The 18,563-nt window shown below is 71.4% G+C and carries 21 protein-coding genes; 12 read left to right on the top strand and 9 right to left on the bottom strand.

The window, feature by feature from the left end:
- Positions 1–200: 200 nt before the first annotated feature.
- Genes DEJ03_RS06130 through DEJ03_RS06120 form a run of 3 tightly spaced genes read left to right on the top strand, consistent with a single transcriptional unit; the run spans position 201 to position 5,403 of the window.
- Complete coding sequence (locus tag DEJ03_RS06130; RefSeq protein ID WP_110863903.1) at positions 201–1,907, top strand: aspartate:alanine exchanger family transporter; 1,707 nt, start codon at positions 201–203, stop codon at positions 1,905–1,907.
- A 20-nt stretch (positions 1,908–1,927) separates the two neighbouring features.
- The gene (gene aspD / locus DEJ03_RS06125; protein ID WP_110863902.1) at positions 1,928–3,604 is read left to right on the top strand and encodes an aspartate 4-decarboxylase; all 1,677 of its coding nucleotides are present in this window, start codon (positions 1,928–1,930) and stop codon (positions 3,602–3,604) included.
- On the top strand, positions 3,601–5,403 hold the full coding sequence (locus DEJ03_RS06120) for a collagen-binding domain-containing protein (protein WP_181422619.1): 1,803 nt from the start codon (positions 3,601–3,603) through the stop codon (positions 5,401–5,403). Before aspD ends, DEJ03_RS06120 begins: the two co-directional genes overlap by 4 nt.
- Here DEJ03_RS06120 and DEJ03_RS06115 read toward each other — a convergent pair.
- The gene (locus DEJ03_RS06115; protein WP_146237660.1) at positions 5,364–6,521 is read right to left on the bottom strand and encodes a glycosyltransferase family 4 protein; all 1,158 of its coding nucleotides are present in this window, start codon (positions 6,519–6,521) and stop codon (positions 5,364–5,366) included. The two genes, DEJ03_RS06120 and DEJ03_RS06115, sit on opposite strands and share 40 nt — an antisense overlap.
- Positions 6,522–6,805: 284 nt before the next feature.
- On the opposite strand from DEJ03_RS06115, the gene DEJ03_RS06110 reads away from it, so the two are divergent.
- Entirely contained in the window at positions 6,806–7,420 is a 615-nt protein-coding gene (locus DEJ03_RS06110; RefSeq protein WP_110863899.1) for a hypothetical protein, read from the top strand.
- A gap of 311 nt (positions 7,421–7,731) precedes the next feature.
- Positions 7,732–8,073, top strand: a complete 342-nt coding sequence (locus tag DEJ03_RS06105) for a DUF4333 domain-containing protein (RefSeq protein WP_110863898.1) — start codon at positions 7,732–7,734, stop codon at positions 8,071–8,073.
- A gap of 25 nt (positions 8,074–8,098) precedes the next feature.
- Here DEJ03_RS06105 and DEJ03_RS06100 read toward each other — a convergent pair whose 3' ends face one another.
- Both DEJ03_RS06100 and DEJ03_RS06095 read right to left on the bottom strand, forming a co-directional pair.
- The gene (locus tag DEJ03_RS06100; protein ID WP_110863897.1) at positions 8,099–8,596 is read right to left on the bottom strand and encodes a hypothetical protein; all 498 of its coding nucleotides are present in this window, start codon (positions 8,594–8,596) and stop codon (positions 8,099–8,101) included.
- A 137-nt stretch (positions 8,597–8,733) separates the two neighbouring features.
- Complete coding sequence (locus tag DEJ03_RS06095; protein ID WP_110863896.1) at positions 8,734–9,567, bottom strand: SDR family oxidoreductase; 834 nt, start codon at positions 9,565–9,567, stop codon at positions 8,734–8,736.
- A 189-nt stretch (positions 9,568–9,756) separates the two neighbouring features.
- Between DEJ03_RS06095 and DEJ03_RS06090 the strand changes: the two genes are divergently transcribed.
- Complete coding sequence (locus DEJ03_RS06090) at positions 9,757–10,071, top strand: hypothetical protein (protein ID WP_071244494.1); 315 nt, start codon at positions 9,757–9,759, stop codon at positions 10,069–10,071.
- A 10-nt stretch (positions 10,072–10,081) separates the two neighbouring features.
- Here the strand turns inward: DEJ03_RS06090 and DEJ03_RS06085 are convergent, their stop codons facing one another.
- Complete coding sequence (locus DEJ03_RS06085; RefSeq protein ID WP_110863895.1) at positions 10,082–10,411, bottom strand: hypothetical protein; 330 nt, start codon at positions 10,409–10,411, stop codon at positions 10,082–10,084.
- Between the two features lie 105 nt (positions 10,412–10,516).
- On the opposite strand from DEJ03_RS06085, the gene DEJ03_RS06080 reads away from it, so the two are divergent.
- From DEJ03_RS06080 to DEJ03_RS06070, 3 genes are all read left to right on the top strand, one after another.
- Positions 10,517–11,473, top strand: a complete 957-nt coding sequence (locus DEJ03_RS06080; RefSeq protein ID WP_110863894.1) for an AraC family transcriptional regulator — start codon at positions 10,517–10,519, stop codon at positions 11,471–11,473.
- 118 nt (positions 11,474–11,591) lie between these two features.
- The gene (locus tag DEJ03_RS06075) at positions 11,592–12,206 is read left to right on the top strand and encodes a DapH/DapD/GlmU-related protein (RefSeq protein WP_110863893.1); all 615 of its coding nucleotides are present in this window, start codon (positions 11,592–11,594) and stop codon (positions 12,204–12,206) included.
- A gap of 242 nt (positions 12,207–12,448) precedes the next feature.
- Entirely contained in the window at positions 12,449–12,865 is a 417-nt protein-coding gene (locus DEJ03_RS06070) for a VOC family protein (protein WP_110863892.1), read from the top strand.
- Here the strand turns inward: DEJ03_RS06070 and DEJ03_RS06065 are convergent.
- The 3 genes from DEJ03_RS06065 to DEJ03_RS06055 all read right to left on the bottom strand — a co-directional run bounded on the left by DEJ03_RS06065 (position 12,846) and on the right by DEJ03_RS06055 (position 15,376).
- A complete protein-coding gene (locus DEJ03_RS06065) occupies positions 12,846–13,793 on the bottom strand; it encodes an isoprenylcysteine carboxylmethyltransferase family protein (protein ID WP_110863891.1) in 948 nt (315 codons plus the stop codon). The genes DEJ03_RS06070 and DEJ03_RS06065 overlap by 20 nt on opposite strands.
- A gap of 75 nt (positions 13,794–13,868) precedes the next feature.
- A complete protein-coding gene (locus DEJ03_RS17875; protein WP_164941096.1) occupies positions 13,869–14,015 on the bottom strand; it encodes a hypothetical protein in 147 nt (48 codons plus the stop codon).
- A gap of 140 nt (positions 14,016–14,155) precedes the next feature.
- The gene (locus DEJ03_RS06055; protein ID WP_110863889.1) at positions 14,156–15,376 is read right to left on the bottom strand and encodes an alcohol dehydrogenase catalytic domain-containing protein; all 1,221 of its coding nucleotides are present in this window, start codon (positions 15,374–15,376) and stop codon (positions 14,156–14,158) included.
- 123 nt (positions 15,377–15,499) lie between these two features.
- On the opposite strand from DEJ03_RS06055, the gene DEJ03_RS06050 reads away from it, so the two are divergent.
- Together DEJ03_RS06050 and DEJ03_RS06045 are read left to right on the top strand one after the other, a co-directional pair.
- Positions 15,500–15,838, top strand: coding sequence for a DUF3140 domain-containing protein (locus DEJ03_RS06050; protein WP_071244508.1), 339 nt, complete (start codon positions 15,500–15,502; stop codon positions 15,836–15,838).
- A 38-nt stretch (positions 15,839–15,876) separates the two neighbouring features.
- Positions 15,877–16,077 carry a hypothetical protein gene (locus DEJ03_RS06045; protein ID WP_111110269.1) on the top strand — a complete coding sequence of 67 codons (201 nt, stop codon included), beginning with the start codon at positions 15,877–15,879 and terminating at the stop codon, positions 16,075–16,077.
- Between the two features lie 25 nt (positions 16,078–16,102).
- Here the strand turns inward: DEJ03_RS06045 and DEJ03_RS06040 are convergent, their stop codons facing one another.
- Together DEJ03_RS06040 and DEJ03_RS17870 are read right to left on the bottom strand one after the other, a co-directional pair.
- Positions 16,103–16,957 (bottom strand): family 16 glycosylhydrolase, encoded by an 855-nt coding sequence (locus DEJ03_RS06040; RefSeq protein ID WP_110863937.1) that lies wholly within the window; start codon positions 16,955–16,957, stop codon positions 16,103–16,105.
- A gap of 103 nt (positions 16,958–17,060) precedes the next feature.
- A complete protein-coding gene (locus DEJ03_RS17870; protein ID WP_071405277.1) occupies positions 17,061–17,321 on the bottom strand; it encodes a hypothetical protein in 261 nt (86 codons plus the stop codon).
- 75 nt (positions 17,322–17,396) lie between these two features.
- Here DEJ03_RS17870 and DEJ03_RS06035 point away from each other — a divergent pair, with 75 nt between their 5' ends.
- Positions 17,397–18,359, top strand: coding sequence for an SDR family oxidoreductase (locus tag DEJ03_RS06035; RefSeq protein WP_071405276.1), 963 nt, complete (start codon positions 17,397–17,399; stop codon positions 18,357–18,359).
- Positions 18,360–18,563: the final 204 nt, after the last annotated feature.

Here is an 18,563-nt window from a genome sequence, read left to right as displayed (position 1 = left end):
CCTCATCGGGGCGTTCTTCCTGCGCCGTGGTCTGGACGCGCCGACGGACGGGAGGCCCGGGGCGGGCCCGCCCCGTGCCTCCCGTCCGTCCCGTGGTGCGCCCAGGGCGGCGCGCGCGTTCCTGGGAACACCGGGTGTGAGGTCCGTTTACGTTTTCGGCCAACGGGGCAGGCAGGGGCCCCGAGGGCGAGGGCGGCCGCATGACCTGGGTCAGGGACACCATCATCGAGCACCCCGAGATCGCCGTGTTCCTGGCGCTCGGGGTCGGGTTCTTCGTGGGGCGCTTCAGCTACCGCGGCATCGGTCTCGGGGCCGTGACGGGCACCCTGCTCGCCGGCGTCGTCATCGGCGCGGTGCTCGGGGACGACCTGCAGGTCGACCCGATCGTCAAGCAGGTCTTCTTCCTGATCTTCCTGTTCTCGCTCGGCTACAAGCTCGGCCCGCAGTTCGTCGCGGGGCTGAAGGGCTCCGGGCTGCCGCAGGCGGTGTTCGCCGTCGTGCTGGCCGTGGTCGGGTTCGGCACGACGATCGTCATCAGCAGCATCCTCGGCTACAACCCGGGTCTGGCCGCCGGTCTGGCGGGCGGCGGGCTGACGCAGTCGTCGATCATCGGCGTCGCGCAGGACTCCATCGCCGGACTCCCGGTGAGCGACGCGACGGCGAAGGCGTGGAGCGACCTGGTGCCGGTGGCGTACGCGGTGACCTACATCTTCGGCACCGTCGGTGCGGCGCTCTACATCTCCCTGCTCGCCCCGCGGTTCCTCGGCATCCGCGACCTGCCCGCCGCGGCGCACGACCTGGAGCAGCGCCTCGGGGTGCACGACGACAACCCCGACGTGACGTCGGCGTACCAGCAGGTCGTCCGGCGCGCGTACCGGCTGACGACGGCCTTCACGCCGCAGACCGTCGGCGAGTTCGAGCAGGCCTCGGACGCCCGCATCGGTTCGCGGGTCTTCATCGCCCGGGTCCGGCACGGGGACACGATCGTGGAGCCGCACCTGGACCAGACGCTCGCCCCCGGCGACATCGTGGTCGTCGCCGGCCACCACGCGGCGATCATCGAGGACGACCTGGCCGCGTTCGCGGTCGAGATCGACGACCCGACGCTGCTCGACGTGCCGATCGAGGAACTGTCCGTCGTCGTGACCAACAAGGCGGTCGTCGGCCGGACCGTCGAGGAGCTCCGGCACACCGAACGGGCCCGGCAGATCTTCCTGAAGGGCATCAGCCGGGGCGGGCACGCGATCCCGTTCGGCCCCGACACGGCGCTGCACGCCGGTGACGAGCTGCGGGTCCAGGGGCCGTTGCCGTTGCTGGAGCAGGGGATCCGGTACGTCGGCTTCCCCGAGCGGACCGACCCGAAGACCGACATGGTCACCGTCGCCCTGGGCATCACCGTCGGCGCCGTCATCGGTGTGCCGTCGATCACGGTGGGCGCCGTGCCGCTGTCGCTCACCACCAGCGTCGGTGCGCTCATCGTCGGGCTGATCCTCGGCTGGCGACGCTCGAAGAGCCCCACGTTCGGGCACGTCCCGCCCGGCGCGCAGTGGTTCTTCGAGACCGTCGGGCTCACGCTCTTCGTGGCCGTCGTCGGCATCAACGCCGGGCCGGGCTTCATCGACGGGCTCGCGCAGTACGGCGTCCAGCTGCTCGTCGCCGGGGTGGTCGTCACCCTGGTGCCCCTGGTCGTCATGACCTTCGTCGGACGGTTCTTCTTCCGGAAGACCGACCCCGTGCTGGTCCTCGGCATGCTCACGGGTGCCCAGACCACCACCGCGGCGGTCGGGTCCCTGCAGGAGACGGCGAAGAGCAGTGTGCCGCTGCTCGGCTTCACCGTCCCCTACGCCATCGGCAACATCGTCCTCAGCATCGGCGGCGCCGTCGTCGTCGCGATCACCGCACACTGACCCCGCACAAGGAGCACCACATGCCCGTCGCCAGCGTCTCCCGCGAGCAGATCGCGCGCCTGCAGCACCTGTCCCCGTTCGAACTCAAGGACGAACTCCAGCGCATCGCCGGCGAGCACGAATCACGAACCGCGTTCCAGATGCTCAACGCCGGCCGCGGCAACCCCAACTTCATCGCGCCCACCCCACGCGAGGCGTTCTTCGCCCTCGGGCAGTTCGCGCTCACGGTCTCGCGCGAGAACCGGGAGTGGGACCCCGAACTCGTCGGCGTACCGCAGAAGGACGGCATCGCCGATCGCTTCGGGGCGTGGCTGACCGAGCACGACGGCGAACCCGGGGTCGACCTGCTGCGCCGGGTGCTCCGGCACGGGGTGGACGACCTCGGCTTCGCACCCGACTCCTTCGTCTGGGAACTCGCGGACTCCGTGATCGGCGACCACTACCCGGAGCCGGACCGGATGCTGCACCACGCCGAGCAGATCGTGCACGAGTACCTCGTCCAGGAGATGTGCGCCGGGGAACCGCCGGCGCAGCCGTACGACCTGTTCGCCGTCGAGGGCGGCACCGCGGCGATGTGCTACGTGTTCGACTCGCTGCTCGAGAACCGGCTGATGCACCGCGGCGACCGGATCGCGCTGATGACGCCGATCTTCACCCCGTACCTCGAGATCCCCGCGCTGGCCGACTACGACCTCGAGCAGGTGCACCTGCACGCCAGCACCGTGGACCAGGACGGCGTGCACACCTGGCAGTACCCGCCGGAGGAGATCGACCGACTGCGCGACCCGTCCGTCAAGGCCCTGTTCGTCGTCAACCCGACGAACCCGCCCTCGGTCCGCATCGCCCAGGAGACGCTCGACGCGATCGCCCACGTCGTCGCCACCGACAACCCCGAGCTGACGATCATCACCGACGACGTCTACGGCACCTTCATCGACGGCTTCCGCTCCCTGATGGCCGAGGTCCCGCGGAACACGATCGGCGTCTACTCGTTCTCGAAGTACTTCGGCGCGACCGGCTGGCGGCTCGGCGTCGTGGCCGTCAACCGGGACAACGTGTTCGACGAGCGGCTCGCCGCACTGCCCGAAGCGGACCAGTCCGCCCTCGACGCCCGGTACGGCACCCTCTCGCTGCACCCGCGCGACATCCGGTTCGTCGACCGGCTCGTCGCCGACAGCCGCTCGGTGGCGCTCAACCACACCGCCGGACTGTCGCTCCCGCAGCAGTGCCAGATGCTGCTCTTCGCGGCGTACGCCGTGCTCGACGACACCGACCACTACAAGCACCAGGCGCAGGGGCTCATCCGGCACCGCCTGGAGCTGCTGCTCGACGGCATGCAGGTCACCCTGCCCGAGGACGTCAACCGGGTCGGCTACTACGTGGAGCTCGACGTGCTGGCCTACGCCGAACGGCTGCGCGGGCCGGGGATCGGCACGTTCCTCCGCGAGCACTACGAACCGACCGACATCCTGTTCCGGCTCGCCGACCAGACCGGCATCATCCTGCTGAACGGAGGCGGGTTCGACGGCCCCGAGTGGTCGGTCCGGGTGTCGCTGGCGAACCTGCGCGACGAGGACTACACGCAGATCGGCCGGAGCCTGCGGGCGATCGGCAAGCAGTACTTCGACGAGTGGCGCGACGAGCAGGGCGCCGACGCCGACGCCGACGCCGAGGCCGACCGGGCGGCCCGGCCGTGACGGCGCGGGTCCGCAGCCGGACGGCACTGCTCGGCGTCGCCGCGCTGCTCGTTCCGACGGCCCTGGTCACGCCGGCGGCCCTGTTCGCGACGGAGCCGGCAGCGGCGGCCGACGTCCCGCCCGTCAACCCCGTCACCGTGCCGGTGGACGGGCACCCGGCGAACCAGGGGTTCCTGGTCTTCGTCGAGGGCGACGTCGAGCTCGCCGCCGACGAGGCCGAGGGCACGCTCGCCGCCGGCGGTGACCTGGCCTTCGAGACCAGCTACAACATCGGCGCGGGCAACCCGCCCGCGAACGCCCTGACGCTGCCGGGGGAGAGCCGTCCCACGTTCCTGTACGTCGGCGGCGGCATCCGGTTCCCCTCGGAGCAGTCGGCCGTGCTCCGCGTGCTGAACGGTGGGTACGCCCACGTCGGCGACACGGCGACCTACGATGCCTTCGACACCGACCAGAACGGCGCGACGATCGACTACCGGCTCGCTCCGGAGGGCACCACCGCCGAGACGTTCCCCCGCATCGAGGGGACCACCCGGCAGCCTGCGAGCTCCGTCCCGACGACGGCCGACCCGTCGGTGCTGGACTTCGCGTCGTCCTTCGCCCGCTACCGGTCCCTGTCCGCCGACCTCGGGACGTGCCCGGTGACGACCGTGCTCCACGATGCCGCTGGCGCGCCCCTGCCGACGCCGATCGCGCCGGGGACGGCCGCGTACGCGGATGTCCAGCCCGGCGTCACGAACGTGCTGACGGTGGCCGCCGCGGACCTCGACACACTCGACCTGCTGACCTTCGACGGCCTGCCCGGCCCCGGATCGCCCCTCGTCGTGAACGTCACCGGGACGACCTTCGACGGTTCCGTGCCGAACCTCGCGAACCTGACGAACGCGCACGCGCCGTTCGTGCTCTGGAACTTCCCGGACGCGACCACCGTGCACGTTACCGGCGCCGACGTCCTCGAGGGCACGATCTACGCTCCCCGGGCCGACCTGCGGTGGGACGTGACGCAGAACGTCGAGGGCAACGTCGTCGCGGCGTCGTTCACGCACGGGGTCGCGACCGCCGCCGGCCCGGTGCCACGCGAGATCCACGGGTTCCCGTTCTCGACGACGGTGTCGTGCCTGTCGACCGACGCGGTCGAGGGGGACCTCACCCTGGTCAAGCGGGTCGTCGGTGGCGATGCGGACCCGGGTGACTGGACCCTGACCGCGACCGGACCGAGCACGGTCTCCGGCACGTCGGGCAGCGACGCTGTGACGGGTCGACCGGTGCAGCCGGGGGACTACACGCTGACCGAGTCGGGCGGCCCCGACGGCTACGAGGCGGGGGACTGGACCTGCACCGGCGCGCCGGTGACGGACGGGGCGGTCACCGTCGCGGACGGCGACGACGTCGTCTGCACCATCGTGAACACGGCGGTGCCGGACGACGGCAACGGCGGGGGCGACGGAGGCGGCGACGGCGGTGGCGATGGGGGCGGCGGTGGCGGTGGCGGAGGCGACGGCGAGCCCGGTGGTGGCGGTGGCGGGTCCGGCACACCGACCCCCGGCCCGGGCGGGACCAGTACGGGCAACCAGGGCGGCGGCGGACCCGGTACGGGCGGTGACGTCGACACGGCGCCTGTCGCCGGCGTGGAGCCCGGCGGCGGGACCGGGAGCCTGGCCGCCACCGGAGCCGATCCGCTGCCCCTCGCGCTGCTCGCGCTCGGGCTGCTCGTCACCGGTGGCACGACGGCCCGCGTGCGTCACCGCCTCCGGGCCGTCACTCAGCAGGAACGCGAACCGGCGACCAGCCGGAGGACCTGATCGGTGTGCCGTTCCGGCGTCGCGCGTCGGGCGTGCTCGATCGCGGCGGCGGTGTGCGGTCGCAGCAGCGTCCGGTCCGAGGCGAGTTCGATGATCGTCGTGGCGAGCCCGAACGCGGTCTCGTCGTCGGTCAGGACGGCGGCGGAGCCGAACTCACTCGCCAGGCGGATGTCGGAGACGATGACCGGGCGGTGGTCCCGGATCGCCTCGAGTGCGGTCATCGGCTGGCCGTCGTGCTCGAGCGAGCAGACCACCGCCGCGTGCCCGCACAGCAGCAGGTCGTGGACGGCCTGCGACGACAGGCGGCCGTGGACGCGGACCGACACCGGCGTGCGGGCCGGGGGGACGGTCCCACCGGCGACGTCGACCCGCACGGCGTGTGCCCCGAGGCGGATCTCCACCAGCCGGATCGCGTTGAGGAGGACGTCGAGGCGCTTGTCCGGGGTGAACCGCGACGCCCAGACGAGCCGGAGCGGGCCGAGTTCCGGCGACGGCGGCGGTTCGACCGGCCGGCGGACGAGGGCGTTGGGCACGACGTGGACCGGGCCGATGCCGGCCTCGCGGAGGACACGGGCCTGCCGCGTCGTCGGGGTGACGACGACGTCGGCCGCCCCGGAGACGGCCACTGCCATGTTGCGGCGAGCGTCGTCCATGGGGTGCCCCGTGAAGCGGTGCCGTGTGGGCCGGATCCCGGTCACCACGCGGTGCGCGTGCCGTGCGAGGGGTGCCATCGCCGCCGCGGTCCAGCCCCGGACCGGCGCCGAACCGTGCACGGTGTGGATCGTCGGCAGCTCGAGGGAGCGCGCCGTCGTCAGCGCCGCCGCGGCGAGGCCGAAGTCCGAGTGGGTGACGACGAGGTCGATCCGTTCCTCGACCATCAGCGTGCCGAGGCACCTGCGGACACGGACCGAGTTGCGGACCACGGGTAGGTCGCTCTCCGGGGCGCTGATCGACGGCTCGACCTCGAACAGGCGGACGCCGTGCTTCCGAAGGTCCGCGGTCTCGCTCGACTGCGGAGTCGCCACCCAGACGACGTGACCGGACTCGGCGAAGGCCTTCGCCTGCTCGACCAGCGCGGCTCGTTCGCCCCGCATCGCCGACAGGGGGAAGTCGCTCACGAGCAGGACGGTCGCCTTCGCCGCTGCCACGTCAGCAGCCGGTCTCGAGCACGGTGGTGTGGCGGGCGCTGCGCATGCGGTCTCTCACGGTTCGGGAGCGGAACGGGGTGCTAGGAACCGTAGGCGTTCAGAAGACGATCGTCTAGTGAGCCGCTGTGCTGCTGAGCGGGCCTTCATCACTCCCCGGGTCGACGCTCAGCCGGGCGGGGTCCAGCTCGCCTACCGTGGAGCCACCAGACGATCGTCTGGCGAAACTGACGGCGCACGCCGAGGAACGAGACGACATGCCCATCTCCATGCCAGCTCGGGCGCACCACGTCCCCACGCTGCTGTCCGGCGTCGCGCTCGTCGTGGGCGCGGTCCTGGTCGCGACTCCGGCACAGGCCTCCGCGGACGCCGCGCAGGCGACGGCCGCCGTGGTCTCCACGCCGACCACACCGACCACCTCGTCGCAGCACTGGAACTACTGGTTCACCTACCCCCTGGGGCACGCGAGCCCCACGGACATCTGGAACCGGCTCCACACCTGCTTCTCGTGCGGGATCCCGATCACCGGCGCCCCGACCGCGTTCCCGAAGGTGGGTGACGTGGTGCCGTTCACCCTGAACCGGTTCGGGGACGACAGCTTCCGGGTGAGCACGTTGTACGACTACTCGGATCCGACGGTGCGACCGGGCGTGAACTCCGGCCTGATCTTGACCGCGACCGATCAGAACATCGGCGGGGCCGGATCGGTGCTGAACATCGACTTCACGGTCCGAGCCACCGACGGGCAGACGATCATGACCGTCAGTGCGAACGTCGAGAACGACTTCGGGTCGTCCGGTCGGCGACAGGCCTACGCCCAGTGGGAGCACGACCAGTGGGCCCGCGTCGCGGACCGGCTGCAGCACGGCTGAGCGGCTACGGGCTGATCCGGGACCCGCCGGTTCCTGTCCGGTTCCGGCGGATCCTGTACACGTCTGAGCCGTGGTCGTCGTACAGTCTCCGGAAGCTACCCCGCCGGACCCTACCGGCGGGTGCCCGACCCCCCGTTCCCGGGCTGGCCTCGTCATGACCACCGCGTCGAACCCGACGGCGTCGTAGCGCGAGGACGTCTGCTCCTGACCCGAACTCGTGGCAGACGTCCTCGCACCTTCCCGCTATCGTCGAGGAACTGCCGGTCCCCGATCTCGGGGCGAGCAGCGGCCAGGGGACCACGGGGGACACCATGCAGCACCAGCGCGCCATCACCGCACTCACGACGCTCACCGCGACGATCGCCCTGGCGGTGACGCTCAGCGGGTGCACGGTGTCGACGTCGTCGTCACGGACCGTCACACCGGACGCCTTCGAACGCGTCGTCGTCGACGCGTTGGCGGACGTCTCGGACGCGACCCCCGAGGTCGACTGCGGTGCGGACGACATCGCGATCGAGGACGGCGCCGAGGTGCACTGCGACGTGAACACGGCGGGCTACGACGTGGTCTACGACTCGGTGTCCACGATCAGCACCGACGGCGGCGACGACTACCACGTGGACGTGGAAGTGGCCGACCAGCCCAAGGACTGATCGGCCACTGCGCGGTGTCCGACGACTAGCGGTCGGACGCCTCGACGACGCAGCTCTCGACCTGCTCGGCGGCCTTCGAGTCGTCGGCGAACGGCGTCGGCGCGTCCGAGGTGGTGGTCGTCTCGTCGGCGACGGCCTGCTTGGCGACGTCGTTCACGGCGTACAGCGGACCGTCGAAGTCGTCGGCCGTGGGGTCGGCGGTGGTCGCCCAGATGGTGACCTCGTCGTCGTTCGAGTCGTTGCTGTCCGCGGGGACGATCGCGGCACCGAGGTACCAGCCGCCGTCCCCCTTCTGGATGTTCGCGAACTCGGTGGTGTCGTGCGACCCGACCGCCTTGTCGATCATGTCGACGGCGGCGCTGGCGGCCACGTCGCACTGGGCCGACTGGGACTTCTCCTCGGAGCCGGGGACCTTGCCGACGGGGTTGATGTTCTGGGCTCCGCCGGGGTCGCAGGCGGTGAGCAGGAGGGCTACGGTGGCGGCGCCGAACAGCGCCGTGACGGTCTTCGCTCGCGTGGACATGGCCCTGAACGTAGGCCAGCCCCGGTGGGCGGCGGTTCAGCCAGGAGCGTTCCCCGACGACGGACGGGAGGCCCGGCGCACGTCGTGCCCCGGGCCTCCCGTCCGTCACGTGGTCCCGTTGCCGGACCGGCGTCCCGTCACAGGATCGGGGTACCGCCGGTGACGGCGACCCGCGCGCCGGAGACGTAGCTGCCGTCGTCACTGGCGAGCAGCACGTAGACGGGTGCGAGCTCGGCCGGCTGGCCGGGACGGCCGAGCGGCGACTGCTTGCCGAACTGCTCGACCTGCTCCGGCGGCATCGTCGACGGGATCAGCGGCGTCCAGATCGGACCGGGGGCGACGCTGTTCACGCGGATGCCGCGTTCCCCGAGCAGCTGCGCCAGCGCGGCCGACAGGTTCGCGACGCCGGCCTTCGTGACGTCGTAGGGCGCCAGGTTCGGCTTCGGGTTGTCGGAGTTCACCGAGCTCGAGCCGATGATCGACGACCCCGGGCCGAGGTGCGGCAGGGCCGCCTTGACGAGGTGGAAGTAGGCGCTGAGGTTCGTCGCGAGGGTGTGGTCCCACTCCTCGTCGCTGATCTCCTCGATCGTCTCGTGGGTCATCTGGTAGGCGGCGTTGTTCACGAGGACGTCGAGCCCGCCGAGTTCCGAGACCGCCTGGTCGATGACGGATCGGCAGTACGCGGGATCGCTCACGTCGCCCGGGAACAGCACGGCCTTCCGACCGGCTTCCTCGATCCAGCGCTTCGTGTCCTGCGCGTCGTCCTCCTCTTCCGGCAGGTAGCTGATCAGGACGTCAGCGCCCTCGCGCGCGAACGCGATCGCGACGGCCTTCCCGATGCCGCTGTCCCCGCCGGTGATGACGGCGCGCTTGCCGGTGAGCTTGCCGGAGCCGCGGTACGACTCCTCGCCGTGGTCGGCCTTCGGGGTGAGTTCCTGGTCGCTCCCCGGGGTCTGCTGCTGCTCGGTCATGTCTCTCCCTGTGGTCGGTTTCCCTGGACGTCCCCGATCGTCTGCGACCCCCACTGGGCACCGGTTCAGGCTCCGGGCGTACCCCGTCCGGAAAGCGAAGATGTGTGCGGCGCGCAACGGCGGCCTACCGTGGCAGCGGATCAGGGAACCGTCACCGCGACGGATGCTCCTCTTCACCAGGGAGCAAGTGTGAAGTACGTGAACTACGCGGGCACGGTCCGTGTCCTGACGAGCGACACGATCGCCGACGCGGTGATCCGGTACGCCGCAGCACTGCACCAGAGCCGGCTGAGCGACGTCGTGTCGATCCCGACGGCCGACGACTTCGGGGTGGCGAGCACGATCGAGGTGCTCCTGGCCCCGGCGATCCCGGTCGCCCTCGAGCCCGCTCCGGACGACGACCTCGAACCCGAGGGCGAGGCGTTCCTGCTCGAACTCGGTCGGCGCACCGAGGCCGTGCTCGCCGTCGACACCAACGCGTCGCCGCCGGACTTCGGGCGCTGAGCCGGCGCCCCTACGCCACCGGCCCCTCGGTCAGGTCCGACCGGGTGTCCGCGTGGATCACCTCGTCGTGGTCGAACGTCAGCGCGGCGGCGCGCAGGCGAGCCACGAACACGGTGTCCTCAGCCTCGAGTTCGTCCTCCTCGGCGTCCTCGACAACGAGCTGGCTCGACGGACCGATGAGCACCTTGGTGGTCGTCATGGTGCCGTCGGCGGCCACGGCGGGGATCGCCACGGTGTCCGCACGGCTGCCCCCGGCCAGTGCGGCGGCGTACTCGATCACGGCATCGGCCACGTCGTCGCTCGTCAGGATCGTCGAGCGGTCGTACTGGATGTACTTCATGTTCGACCTCCTGGAGCACAGCCAACAGCGCGTTGGCTGGCCGCCGTACAGGAACGCGGCGCGTCGCTCGTTGCGCGGACGCCGACTTGTCGGGAGGATCATCACGTGCCCGAGACGATGCACCGCTTGCTGCGGGAGACCCAGACCGCCGAGCCGTCGGTCGCGGCCGAGGCGATGGCTCGGACGCACATCACCCACGGACTGTCGGTCGAACCCACGGACGCCGAGTTCGTGTTCGAGGAACGCGTGCGCGGGACGGCACTGCTGTCGCTCGAGTCGACCCGCTGCACCGGGGTCCTGAGCGGCACGATCGAGCCGGGCGACGCGATGATGATCTTCTGGATGAAGTCCGGGGTCGCCCAGGTCGACGAGAACATCGTGAAGATCGGCCGCCCGACGCTCTTCCGGCAGGGGCCCCAGCGCTTCCGCTGGATCGCGTGCAACAAGGACGTCCTGCGCATCGACCGCTCGATCGTCGAACAGGTCGCGGCCGAACGCGGCGACTGGGCCCCCGGTCCCATCGAGTTCCGTCCGCGGCACGTCCCCGAGGGCGCGCCGCTCGCTGCCTGGTGGCTCATGGTGCGGTCCGTCGCACAAGAGGTGCTGGCCGGACCGGACGCCGTCCCGGTCGAACGCGAGCGGGAGCTCGCGCGCTTCGCCGCCGGTGGGCTGCTCACCGCGATCCCGCACTGGCCCGTCGGGCAGCACGAGCCGGCGATGGCCGCCACCGCCCGCTTCGCCCGTGCCGAGACCTTCCTGCTCGAGCACGCCACGGAGCAGATCACCGTCGACGACGTCGCCGAGGCCGCAGGCCTGAGCGTGCGTGGCGTGCAGGCGGCGTTCCAGCGGCACCACGGCATCACCCCGACCATGTACCTGCGCCGCATCCGGCTGCTGCTCGCCCGCGAACAGCTCGAGTCGGGCGACGGTCGGAGCATCGCCGAGATCGCCCGGGCCACCGGGTTCGCCCACCTCGGCCGGTTCGCGGGGAGCTACCGCGAGGAGTTCGGCGAGCTGCCCCGGCAGACCGCGTCCACCGCGCGGGACGGCGCCCGCGCCTAGCGAGCAGCCGCGCGGGCCCGCAAGAATCCCGCAACCGCCCGCCGTCCGGCCGATCGCCGACGATCGTCGCCCTACGTTTGCGCTGCACGGACACGCAGCCACGACGACTGGAGACCCCATGGCCGGCTCAGCAGCACCACCCGTCCCGACCACGGCCGTCCCGCCGACGACCGATCCGTCGACGTTCGGCCGCCGGCTCGTCGAGGACGCCTCCTACGCCCGTGAGCACTTCGTCTTCACGGCACTGCTCGGATCCCCGCTGCTGCCCCGGATCGTCCGGCGGCTGCTGCTCCGTGCCGCGGGGGCACGCGCCGAGTCCGGTGTGGGGACCGGGTTCTCGCTGACGGGCGACCCGAAGCACCTCACCATCGGCCGGGGCGTCTTCTGCAACCGCAACGTGACCGTCGAGGCCGTGGCCCCCGTGACGATCGGTGCGAACACCGCGATCGGGATGCAGGTGCTCATCATGACGAGCCACCACGAGATCGACGCCGAGGGCCGGTGGAGCGACGTCGCGACCGGCCGTCCGGTGGTCGTCGAGGAGCACGTCTGGATCGGCGGCCGCGCCACGATCCTGCCGGGCGCCCACATCGAGCACGACGTCGTGGTCGCCGCCGGCGCCGTGGTCGTCGGCCGCCTGGCGGCGCACGGCGTCTACGCCGGCGTCCCCGCCAAGCGCATCCGTGAGCTCGCCCCGTCCGCGCGACCGCCGGTGGTGGACCCCGCCGCCTGACGGCCTGGAGGCCCGTGGCGTCGTCGCCACGCGCCTCCCGTCCGGCGTTGGTGCGGCTTCGAACACGCCGGTGTGTTGCTGCGACGCCCTGCCGTCGTCGAGACGCCGCCGAATGTGGAGGCGTCTCGACGACCTGGCGGCGCCGAACGAAGACGACGGCGTCTCCTTCCGCGGGGACGCGGGACCTGCCACGATGATCACGACGCGGACGACGACGCCCGCGCAGGACGAGGGAGACCGTCATGACCGTTCGCCTCAACCCCTACCTCGGGTTCCGGAGCGGCGCCCGCGAAGCGCTCGAGTTCTACCACTCGGTCTTCGGCGGGACGCTCACCATCGGCACGTTCGGTGAAGCCGGCATGAGCCAGGACCCCGCCGACGCCGACAAGGTGATGCACGGCCAGCTCGACGGCGACCAGGGCCTGCTCCTGATGGCCTCGGACGCGCCGTCCGGCATGCCGACACCCGCGGAGAGCAGCATCTCGCTCTCGCTCAGCGGCGACGACCACGAACTGCTGACACGGTGGTGGAACGGCCTCGCCCAGGGCGCGACGATCATCGAACCACTCACCACAGCGCCTTGGGGCGACACCTTCGGCATGCTGACCGACCGCCACGGGGTGTCGTGGCTCGTCAACATCAGCGGCGCGACGAGCTGAGCGGCAGCGAACCCTCGCGCGCCGGCACCGGCCACCGCGGCACCCAGCACCGGACCTGCTCGGCGTAGCGGCGGAAGTCGTCGCCGAACCGTTCCTCCAGGTCGGATTCCTCGAGCGGGCGGACGATGCAGTTCCAGACCACGGAACCGGCGATCGCGTAGACGACGACCAGCCACGACGACAGCAGCAGACCGACGGCGACGCCCTGCGTGATGCCGGCCAGTGCCATCGGGTTCCGCACCGACCGGTACGGCCCGGCGACCACCAGGCGGTTCGCGGTGGCCGAGGGCAGCGGCGTGCCCTCGCCCTTCGTCGACATCGCCGCTGCCGACGCGATGCCGAGCGCGCTGGCCAGCAGGAGCACGACCACACCGACGACGGTGATGGTGGTGACGAAGGGTGCCGGCAGCTGCGGGTGGAGGCCCCAGCGGTGCTCGGCGAACGCGATGAGCAGGGGGAACACCCCGAGGAACAGGCCCCAGAAGACGACGATCTGCAGCACGGTCGCGGTGACGTGCCGGGAGCGCGGGGCGCTGGCGTCGGCGGTCCGGATCCGCAGCGGACCACTCGTCACCCACTCCGTCGGGACCCGTCCGAGCAGCACCAGGGCGAGGGCGAGGGCCGAGCCGATCGTGGCGGCCAGCATGACGAGCACCCCCCAGCCGGCCTCGCCGGTGACGGTGGCCCAGACGCTCAGGGCGACGAGCACCAGGGCGGTCCACACCGTCGTGCCCAACGCGGCGGCCCGGACGCCGGCGGCGGCGAGCGCCGAGGCGACGACGAACAGCGGGACGTCGAACACGGCGACGAGCACCGGGTCGAGCGAGCCGAGCGTGGCCGTGCGGATCCAGGGCAGCGTCGCGACGGCGATCCACCAGGCCGCTCCACCGACGGCTTGCAGCGCGTAGTACCGCCGGCCCCAGGACATGGGTGCACGGTAGCAGTGCGCGGCGAGGGGCCGGGCCGTCGGCGGACCGTGCGTGCCGTCGCTCCCGACGGTGGGTCAGTCGGTGTGGTTGATCTGTCCGAGCCAGCGACCGAAGGACGGGGTGCGCTCGTCGTGCAGGGTGGGCAGGACGGGCTTCGGCAGGCAGGCGCGCTCGTCGGTGACGGTTCCGGCGCCGGTGCTCTTGTGGAGGTCGAGGCTCATGGTGTGCTCCTTCGTGGTCGGTGGAGAGTTCGACACCGGGCGGGGCCGTTCCATTCCCACCCGGTGTCGTCCTGGTCCGGTGCAGCGCGTTCCGGTGCAGCGCGTGCCGGTGCGTCGCGTTCCGGTGCCTCGCGTTCGGTTCAGGAGGTGCCGAGCTCGACCTTGATCCAGCCGGGTTCGCGTCGGTCGAACGCCTGGTAGGCAGCGATCGCGTCGGTGATCGGCTCGTGCTCGGTGATCAGGGCTGTCGGGTCGAACTGTCCGGCCGCCACCATGTCGATCAGCGGCGGGGTGACGGAGTGGTGGTCACAGTTCCCCATCCGCACGGTCAGGTTCTTGAGCATCGCCTCGCCGATCGGGTAGTGCTCGGCCGTCGGTCCGTACACCCCGATGATCCCGATGCGGCCGTACTTCGCCACGCTCGCCACCGCCCAGCGAGCCACCTGCGAGGGGCCGTCCCCGGGCTTCCACTGCTGTTCCTCGCCGAAGCCCTCGGGCTCGGCGTCGGGCGCGACCGTGGCGACCTCGGCGTCGAACGCCGCCGCCTGGTCCTGGTCGACCGCCGCCGGGCCGCGCTTCGGGCGTTCGGCGTCCACTCCGACCGCGTCGATCACGCAGTCCGCGCCGATGCCGTCGGTCAGCGACATGATCGCCTCGACCGGGTCCTCGGCGTTGTAGTCGACGACCTCGCAGTTCTGGGCGAGCGCGGCAGCGAGCCGGGTCTCCTCGCCGTCGACGACGATGACGCGGGCCGCACCCTGCTTGTACGCCGAGGCCGCCGCGAACTGTCCGACGATCCCGGCGCCGAAGACCACCACGACGTCACCGCGCGTGACGCCCGCGAGCTCCGCGCCGAACCACCCCGTGGGGAAGATGTCGGACAGCAGGATCGCCTGCTCGTCGGAGACGGTGTCCGGGAGCGGGTGCATGGTGTTGCGGGCCCACGGGACGCGGACGTACTCCGCCTGCATGCCGTCGACCGGTCCCGTCGAGGCCGGGCCGCCGAAGAACGCGGTGCCCGCCTGCGGTCCGTTGCTGTTCGAGCGGTCGCACTGGGCGGTCTTGCCCATCCGGCAGTACCGGCAGGCACCGCAGGACACGGTGGAGTTGATGACGACGCGGTCGCCGGGGCTGAAGCCGCGCACCGCGTCCCCGACCTCGGTGACGACGCCGACGGCCTCGTGACCGAGGATCGTGCCCTCGACCATCGGTGCCATCGTGCCGCGGACGAAGTGCAGGTCGGTGCCGCAGATCGCACTGCGGGTGATCCGGACGATCGCGTCCTCCGGGTCCTGGATCGTCGGCTGCGGGACCTCGTCGAGCCGGATGTCGCCGATGCCGTGCCACACGACTGCGCGCATGTGATGCCTCTTCCTGTTCGGGTGCGGGGTTCGCAGGGTCAGGAAACGCGCGAGGGGCTGGGCGCGGTCGGAGGCGCATCCGCCCTGCGCAGTCGTCCAGCACCGCCGGGTTTGCTCGACGGCATGAGCGAGCACGACGACGAGCAGACCCGGGCCGACTTCGACGACGCGGTGAACATGACCGCCACCGAGTTGCGGAAGTGGCTCGACACCGACGAGTCGAAGTCCGTCGGGCAGAAGCCCTCGGGCGGTGGCGAGTCGACCGGGCACGAGAGCGGCCGGCACATCATCCGCATCCTCGAGAAGCACAAGGCCGACCGCACCGACGACGACCTGGCGCACATGCGGAAGGTCGTCGGCTACGTCGCCCGGCACTCGGAGCAGCGGCCCGACGGCGACGTGCACGACACCCCCTGGCGGTACTCGCTCATGAACTGGGGCCACGACCCGGAGAAGCACTGACGGCATCGGGCAGAATGGGCGGTGTGAACGAGACGGGCATGCCGCGCTTCCGACGGATCTGGTCGACCGTGCAGGTCGGTGTCCTCGCGATCGCCGTCGCGTTCTGCGTCGTGATGCTCGTGATCGGGCAGGGCAAGCTCGACCGGGTCTACGCGGTCGCCGCGGTGTTCTTCGGACTCGCCCTGGTCGGGCACAGCACGTACCTGTGGCTCGTCGCCCGGGCGAACCGCCGTCCCTGACGCTCTTCCGCGTCGGCGATCACGGCTAGGCGTTCTGGTGGACCCGCAGCCAGTCGATGGTCATCTGCTGCGGGAACCGTGTCGAGGCGTCCGGCGAACCCGGCCAGTTCCCGCCGACCGCGACGTTGAGGATCACGAAGAACGGCTTGTCGAACACCCACGTCGCCGAGCCGACGTCGGCCCGGGTGACCGTCCGGTACGCAACGCCGTCGACCGTCCAGGTGATCGAGCCAGGGCGCCAGTCGACCCCGTACACGTGGAAGTCGTCGGCGAACGCTGCTCCGGACGGGTTCGTGTACGCCGCCGAGATGCCCTGCGCGCCGGAGTACCCGGGCCCGTGCACCGTGCCGTGCACGATCCCCGGCTCGTACCCGACGTTCTCCATGACGTCGATCTCCCCGCACGCCGGCCAGCCGACCTGCCCGATGTCCGCGCCGAGCATCCAGAACGCCGGCCAGATGCCCTGGCCGCGGGGGATGCGGATCCGCGCCTCGATGCGGCCGTACTGCGCGGTGTAGGTGCTCTCGGACTTCAGCCGAGCCGACGAGTACGAGCCGTCGGCCTCGCGGTGTGCGGTGATCACGAGGTTGCCGGCACCGTCGAGCGCCGCGTTCCGCCGCGAGTCCGTGTAGGTCTGCAGCTCCGCGTTGCCCCAGCCGCCGGCACCCAGGTCGTACCGCCAGATCCCCGGGTTCGGCGCGCTGCCGGCCGGGCCGTCGAACTCGTCGGCGGCGAGCAGCACGGGCGCAGCGGTCGGCGCCGCAGCTCCGGTCACGGCCTGTGCCGAGCCGTCCGGGATCGCCGTCGCGCCGAGGGCGGTCGTCGCGGCCCCGGCGAGTCCGAGCGTCATGAAGCGCCGTCGATCGATGTGCTGGTCCATGTCGTGCTCCCTGCAGCGCGATGGTGGTGTGGTCGTCGGATCATGCACCATCCGGCCGCACCTGAACAGGCCCACATCCCGCTTCGTCCGCGGGACGCACCCGTCAGCCGAACCGCATCGCCAGCGGCACGAGCAACCCCGCGACCCAGACGAGCACCATCACGAGGGCGCCGACCGCGATGAGCCGTCGGCGACGCCGCAGCTTCGGGCTCCGCTCCTCGCCCCACATCTGTGCACGGACCAGCACCCGGTTCGCCTGCTCGACGACCTTCCGCACCTCGGGGTCGTCGACGTCGAGGACACCGGCGCGGGCGTGCTCGGCGATGACCGCGGCTTCGTCGACGGTCAGGTCGTCCTTGCGCATGCTCCATCTTCGCACCGCGTGCAGGGGTACGACCCGGCTGTGCGGGAACGGACCACGGCCGGGTACCAAGGACACATGGGACATCGGTACCGCGGGAAGATCGTCGTCATCACCGGAGCATCGAGCGGCATCGGGAGGGCCGCCGCACACGAGTTCGCCCGGCAGGGCGCCACACTCGTGCTCGCCGCACGCGGGCACGACTCGCTCGAGGCCGCAGCAGCCGAGTGCCGGAAGCTCGGCGCCGAGGCGATCGCGATCCCGACCGACGTCGCCGACGAGCACCAGGTCAAGGACCTCATCGGCACGGTGACGACCCGCTTCGGTCGCATCGACGTCTTCGTCGGCAACGCGGCCCTGTTCGTCTACGGCCTGTTCGAGCAGACGCCCACCGAGGCGTTCAAGCGCGTCGTCGACACGAACCTGTACGGGCACCTCAACGCCATCACGCACCTGCTGCCGCACTGGAAGCAGCGCGGGAAGGGCACCTACGTGCTCGTCGGCTCGATCCAGTCGCTGCTCTCGGCGCCGTACCAGTCGGCGTACGTGACGAGCAAGCACGCTGCGCTCGGCCTGGTCGACGTGCTCGGTGACGAGTTCGCGGGCACCGGCATCAAGTTCACCGCGCTGCTGCCGTCCACGATCGACACCCCGATCTACCAGAACGGTGCCAACTACACCGGCAAGACCTCGCACCCGCTGCCGCCCACCGTCTCGGTCGAGCGGGCCGGCCGTGCTGTCGTGCAGGCCGCCACGCACCCCAAGCGCTACCGCTTCGTCGGACGGATCCAGGCATCGCTCGTCCCGTTGCAGTACGTGTTCCCGGGCCTGTTCCACAAGATCACGAAGCCGATGGTGGAGACGTTCGCGCTCCGTGGCAAGGGCGCCCCGACCGACGGGAACCTCTACGCCCCCGCCGACGCCGCGAACGCGACGGACGGCGGCTGGGTCGCGAAGCGACGGCGCGTCACGCGCCCCCTCGTCTGGCTCGGCGTCGCGGCTGCGGGCGCGGCCGTCGTGCTCGGCCGCTCGCGTCGGTAGACGCATCCGCTGACGGCCTGGAGGCCCGGTGCCAGCTGGCACCGGGCCTCCCGTCCGTCCGCGCGTGCGTCCGAATCCGGGCGTACCTGCCCGAACCGGGCGTACCTGGCGGAAACGGGCGTACCTGCCCGATCCGGGCGTACCTGCCCGATCCGGGCGTACCTGCCCGATCCGGGCGTACCTGCCCGAACCGGGCGTACCTGC

The organism is Curtobacterium sp. MCLR17_043 (assembly GCF_003224215.1).
Classification (GTDB): domain Bacteria; phylum Actinomycetota; class Actinomycetes; order Actinomycetales; family Microbacteriaceae; genus Curtobacterium; species Curtobacterium flaccumfaciens.
This window is presented reverse-complemented; position numbering and strand designations above follow the sequence as displayed.

Bases quoted from the DNA above. Each gene is read 5' to 3' on its own strand.
- DEJ03_RS06050 (WP_071244508.1), top strand. From the start codon at position 15,500: ATGAGCGAGCACGACGACGAGCAGACCCGGGCCGACTTCGACGACGCG.
- DEJ03_RS17870 (WP_071405277.1), bottom strand. From the start codon at position 17,321: ATGCGCAAGGACGACCTGACCGTCGACGAAGCCGCGGTCATCGCCGAG.
- DEJ03_RS06040 (WP_110863937.1), bottom strand. From the start codon at position 16,957: ATGGACCAGCACATCGATCGACGGCGCTTCATGACGCTCGGACTCGCC.
- DEJ03_RS06045 (WP_111110269.1), top strand. From the start codon at position 15,877: ATGCCGCGCTTCCGACGGATCTGGTCGACCGTGCAGGTCGGTGTCCTC.
- DEJ03_RS06130 (WP_110863903.1), top strand. From the start codon at position 201: ATGACCTGGGTCAGGGACACCATCATCGAGCACCCCGAGATCGCCGTG.
- DEJ03_RS17875 (WP_164941096.1), bottom strand. From the start codon at position 14,015: ATGAGCCTCGACCTCCACAAGAGCACCGGCGCCGGAACCGTCACCGAC.
- DEJ03_RS06085 (WP_110863895.1), bottom strand. From the start codon at position 10,411: ATGAAGTACATCCAGTACGACCGCTCGACGATCCTGACGAGCGACGAC.
- DEJ03_RS06110 (WP_110863899.1), top strand. From the start codon at position 6,806: ATGCCCATCTCCATGCCAGCTCGGGCGCACCACGTCCCCACGCTGCTG.
- DEJ03_RS06035 (WP_071405276.1), top strand. From the start codon at position 17,397: ATGGGACATCGGTACCGCGGGAAGATCGTCGTCATCACCGGAGCATCG.
- DEJ03_RS06105 (WP_110863898.1), top strand. From the start codon at position 7,732: ATGCAGCACCAGCGCGCCATCACCGCACTCACGACGCTCACCGCGACG.
- DEJ03_RS06095 (WP_110863896.1), bottom strand. From the start codon at position 9,567: ATGACCGAGCAGCAGCAGACCCCGGGGAGCGACCAGGAACTCACCCCG.
- DEJ03_RS06065 (WP_110863891.1), bottom strand. From the start codon at position 13,793: ATGTCCTGGGGCCGGCGGTACTACGCGCTGCAAGCCGTCGGTGGAGCG.
- DEJ03_RS06100 (WP_110863897.1), bottom strand. From the start codon at position 8,596: ATGTCCACGCGAGCGAAGACCGTCACGGCGCTGTTCGGCGCCGCCACC.
- DEJ03_RS06075 (WP_110863893.1), top strand. From the start codon at position 11,592: ATGGCCGGCTCAGCAGCACCACCCGTCCCGACCACGGCCGTCCCGCCG.
- DEJ03_RS06070 (WP_110863892.1), top strand. From the start codon at position 12,449: ATGACCGTTCGCCTCAACCCCTACCTCGGGTTCCGGAGCGGCGCCCGC.
- aspD (WP_110863902.1), top strand. From the start codon at position 1,928: ATGCCCGTCGCCAGCGTCTCCCGCGAGCAGATCGCGCGCCTGCAGCAC.
- DEJ03_RS06055 (WP_110863889.1), bottom strand. From the start codon at position 15,376: ATGCGCGCAGTCGTGTGGCACGGCATCGGCGACATCCGGCTCGACGAG.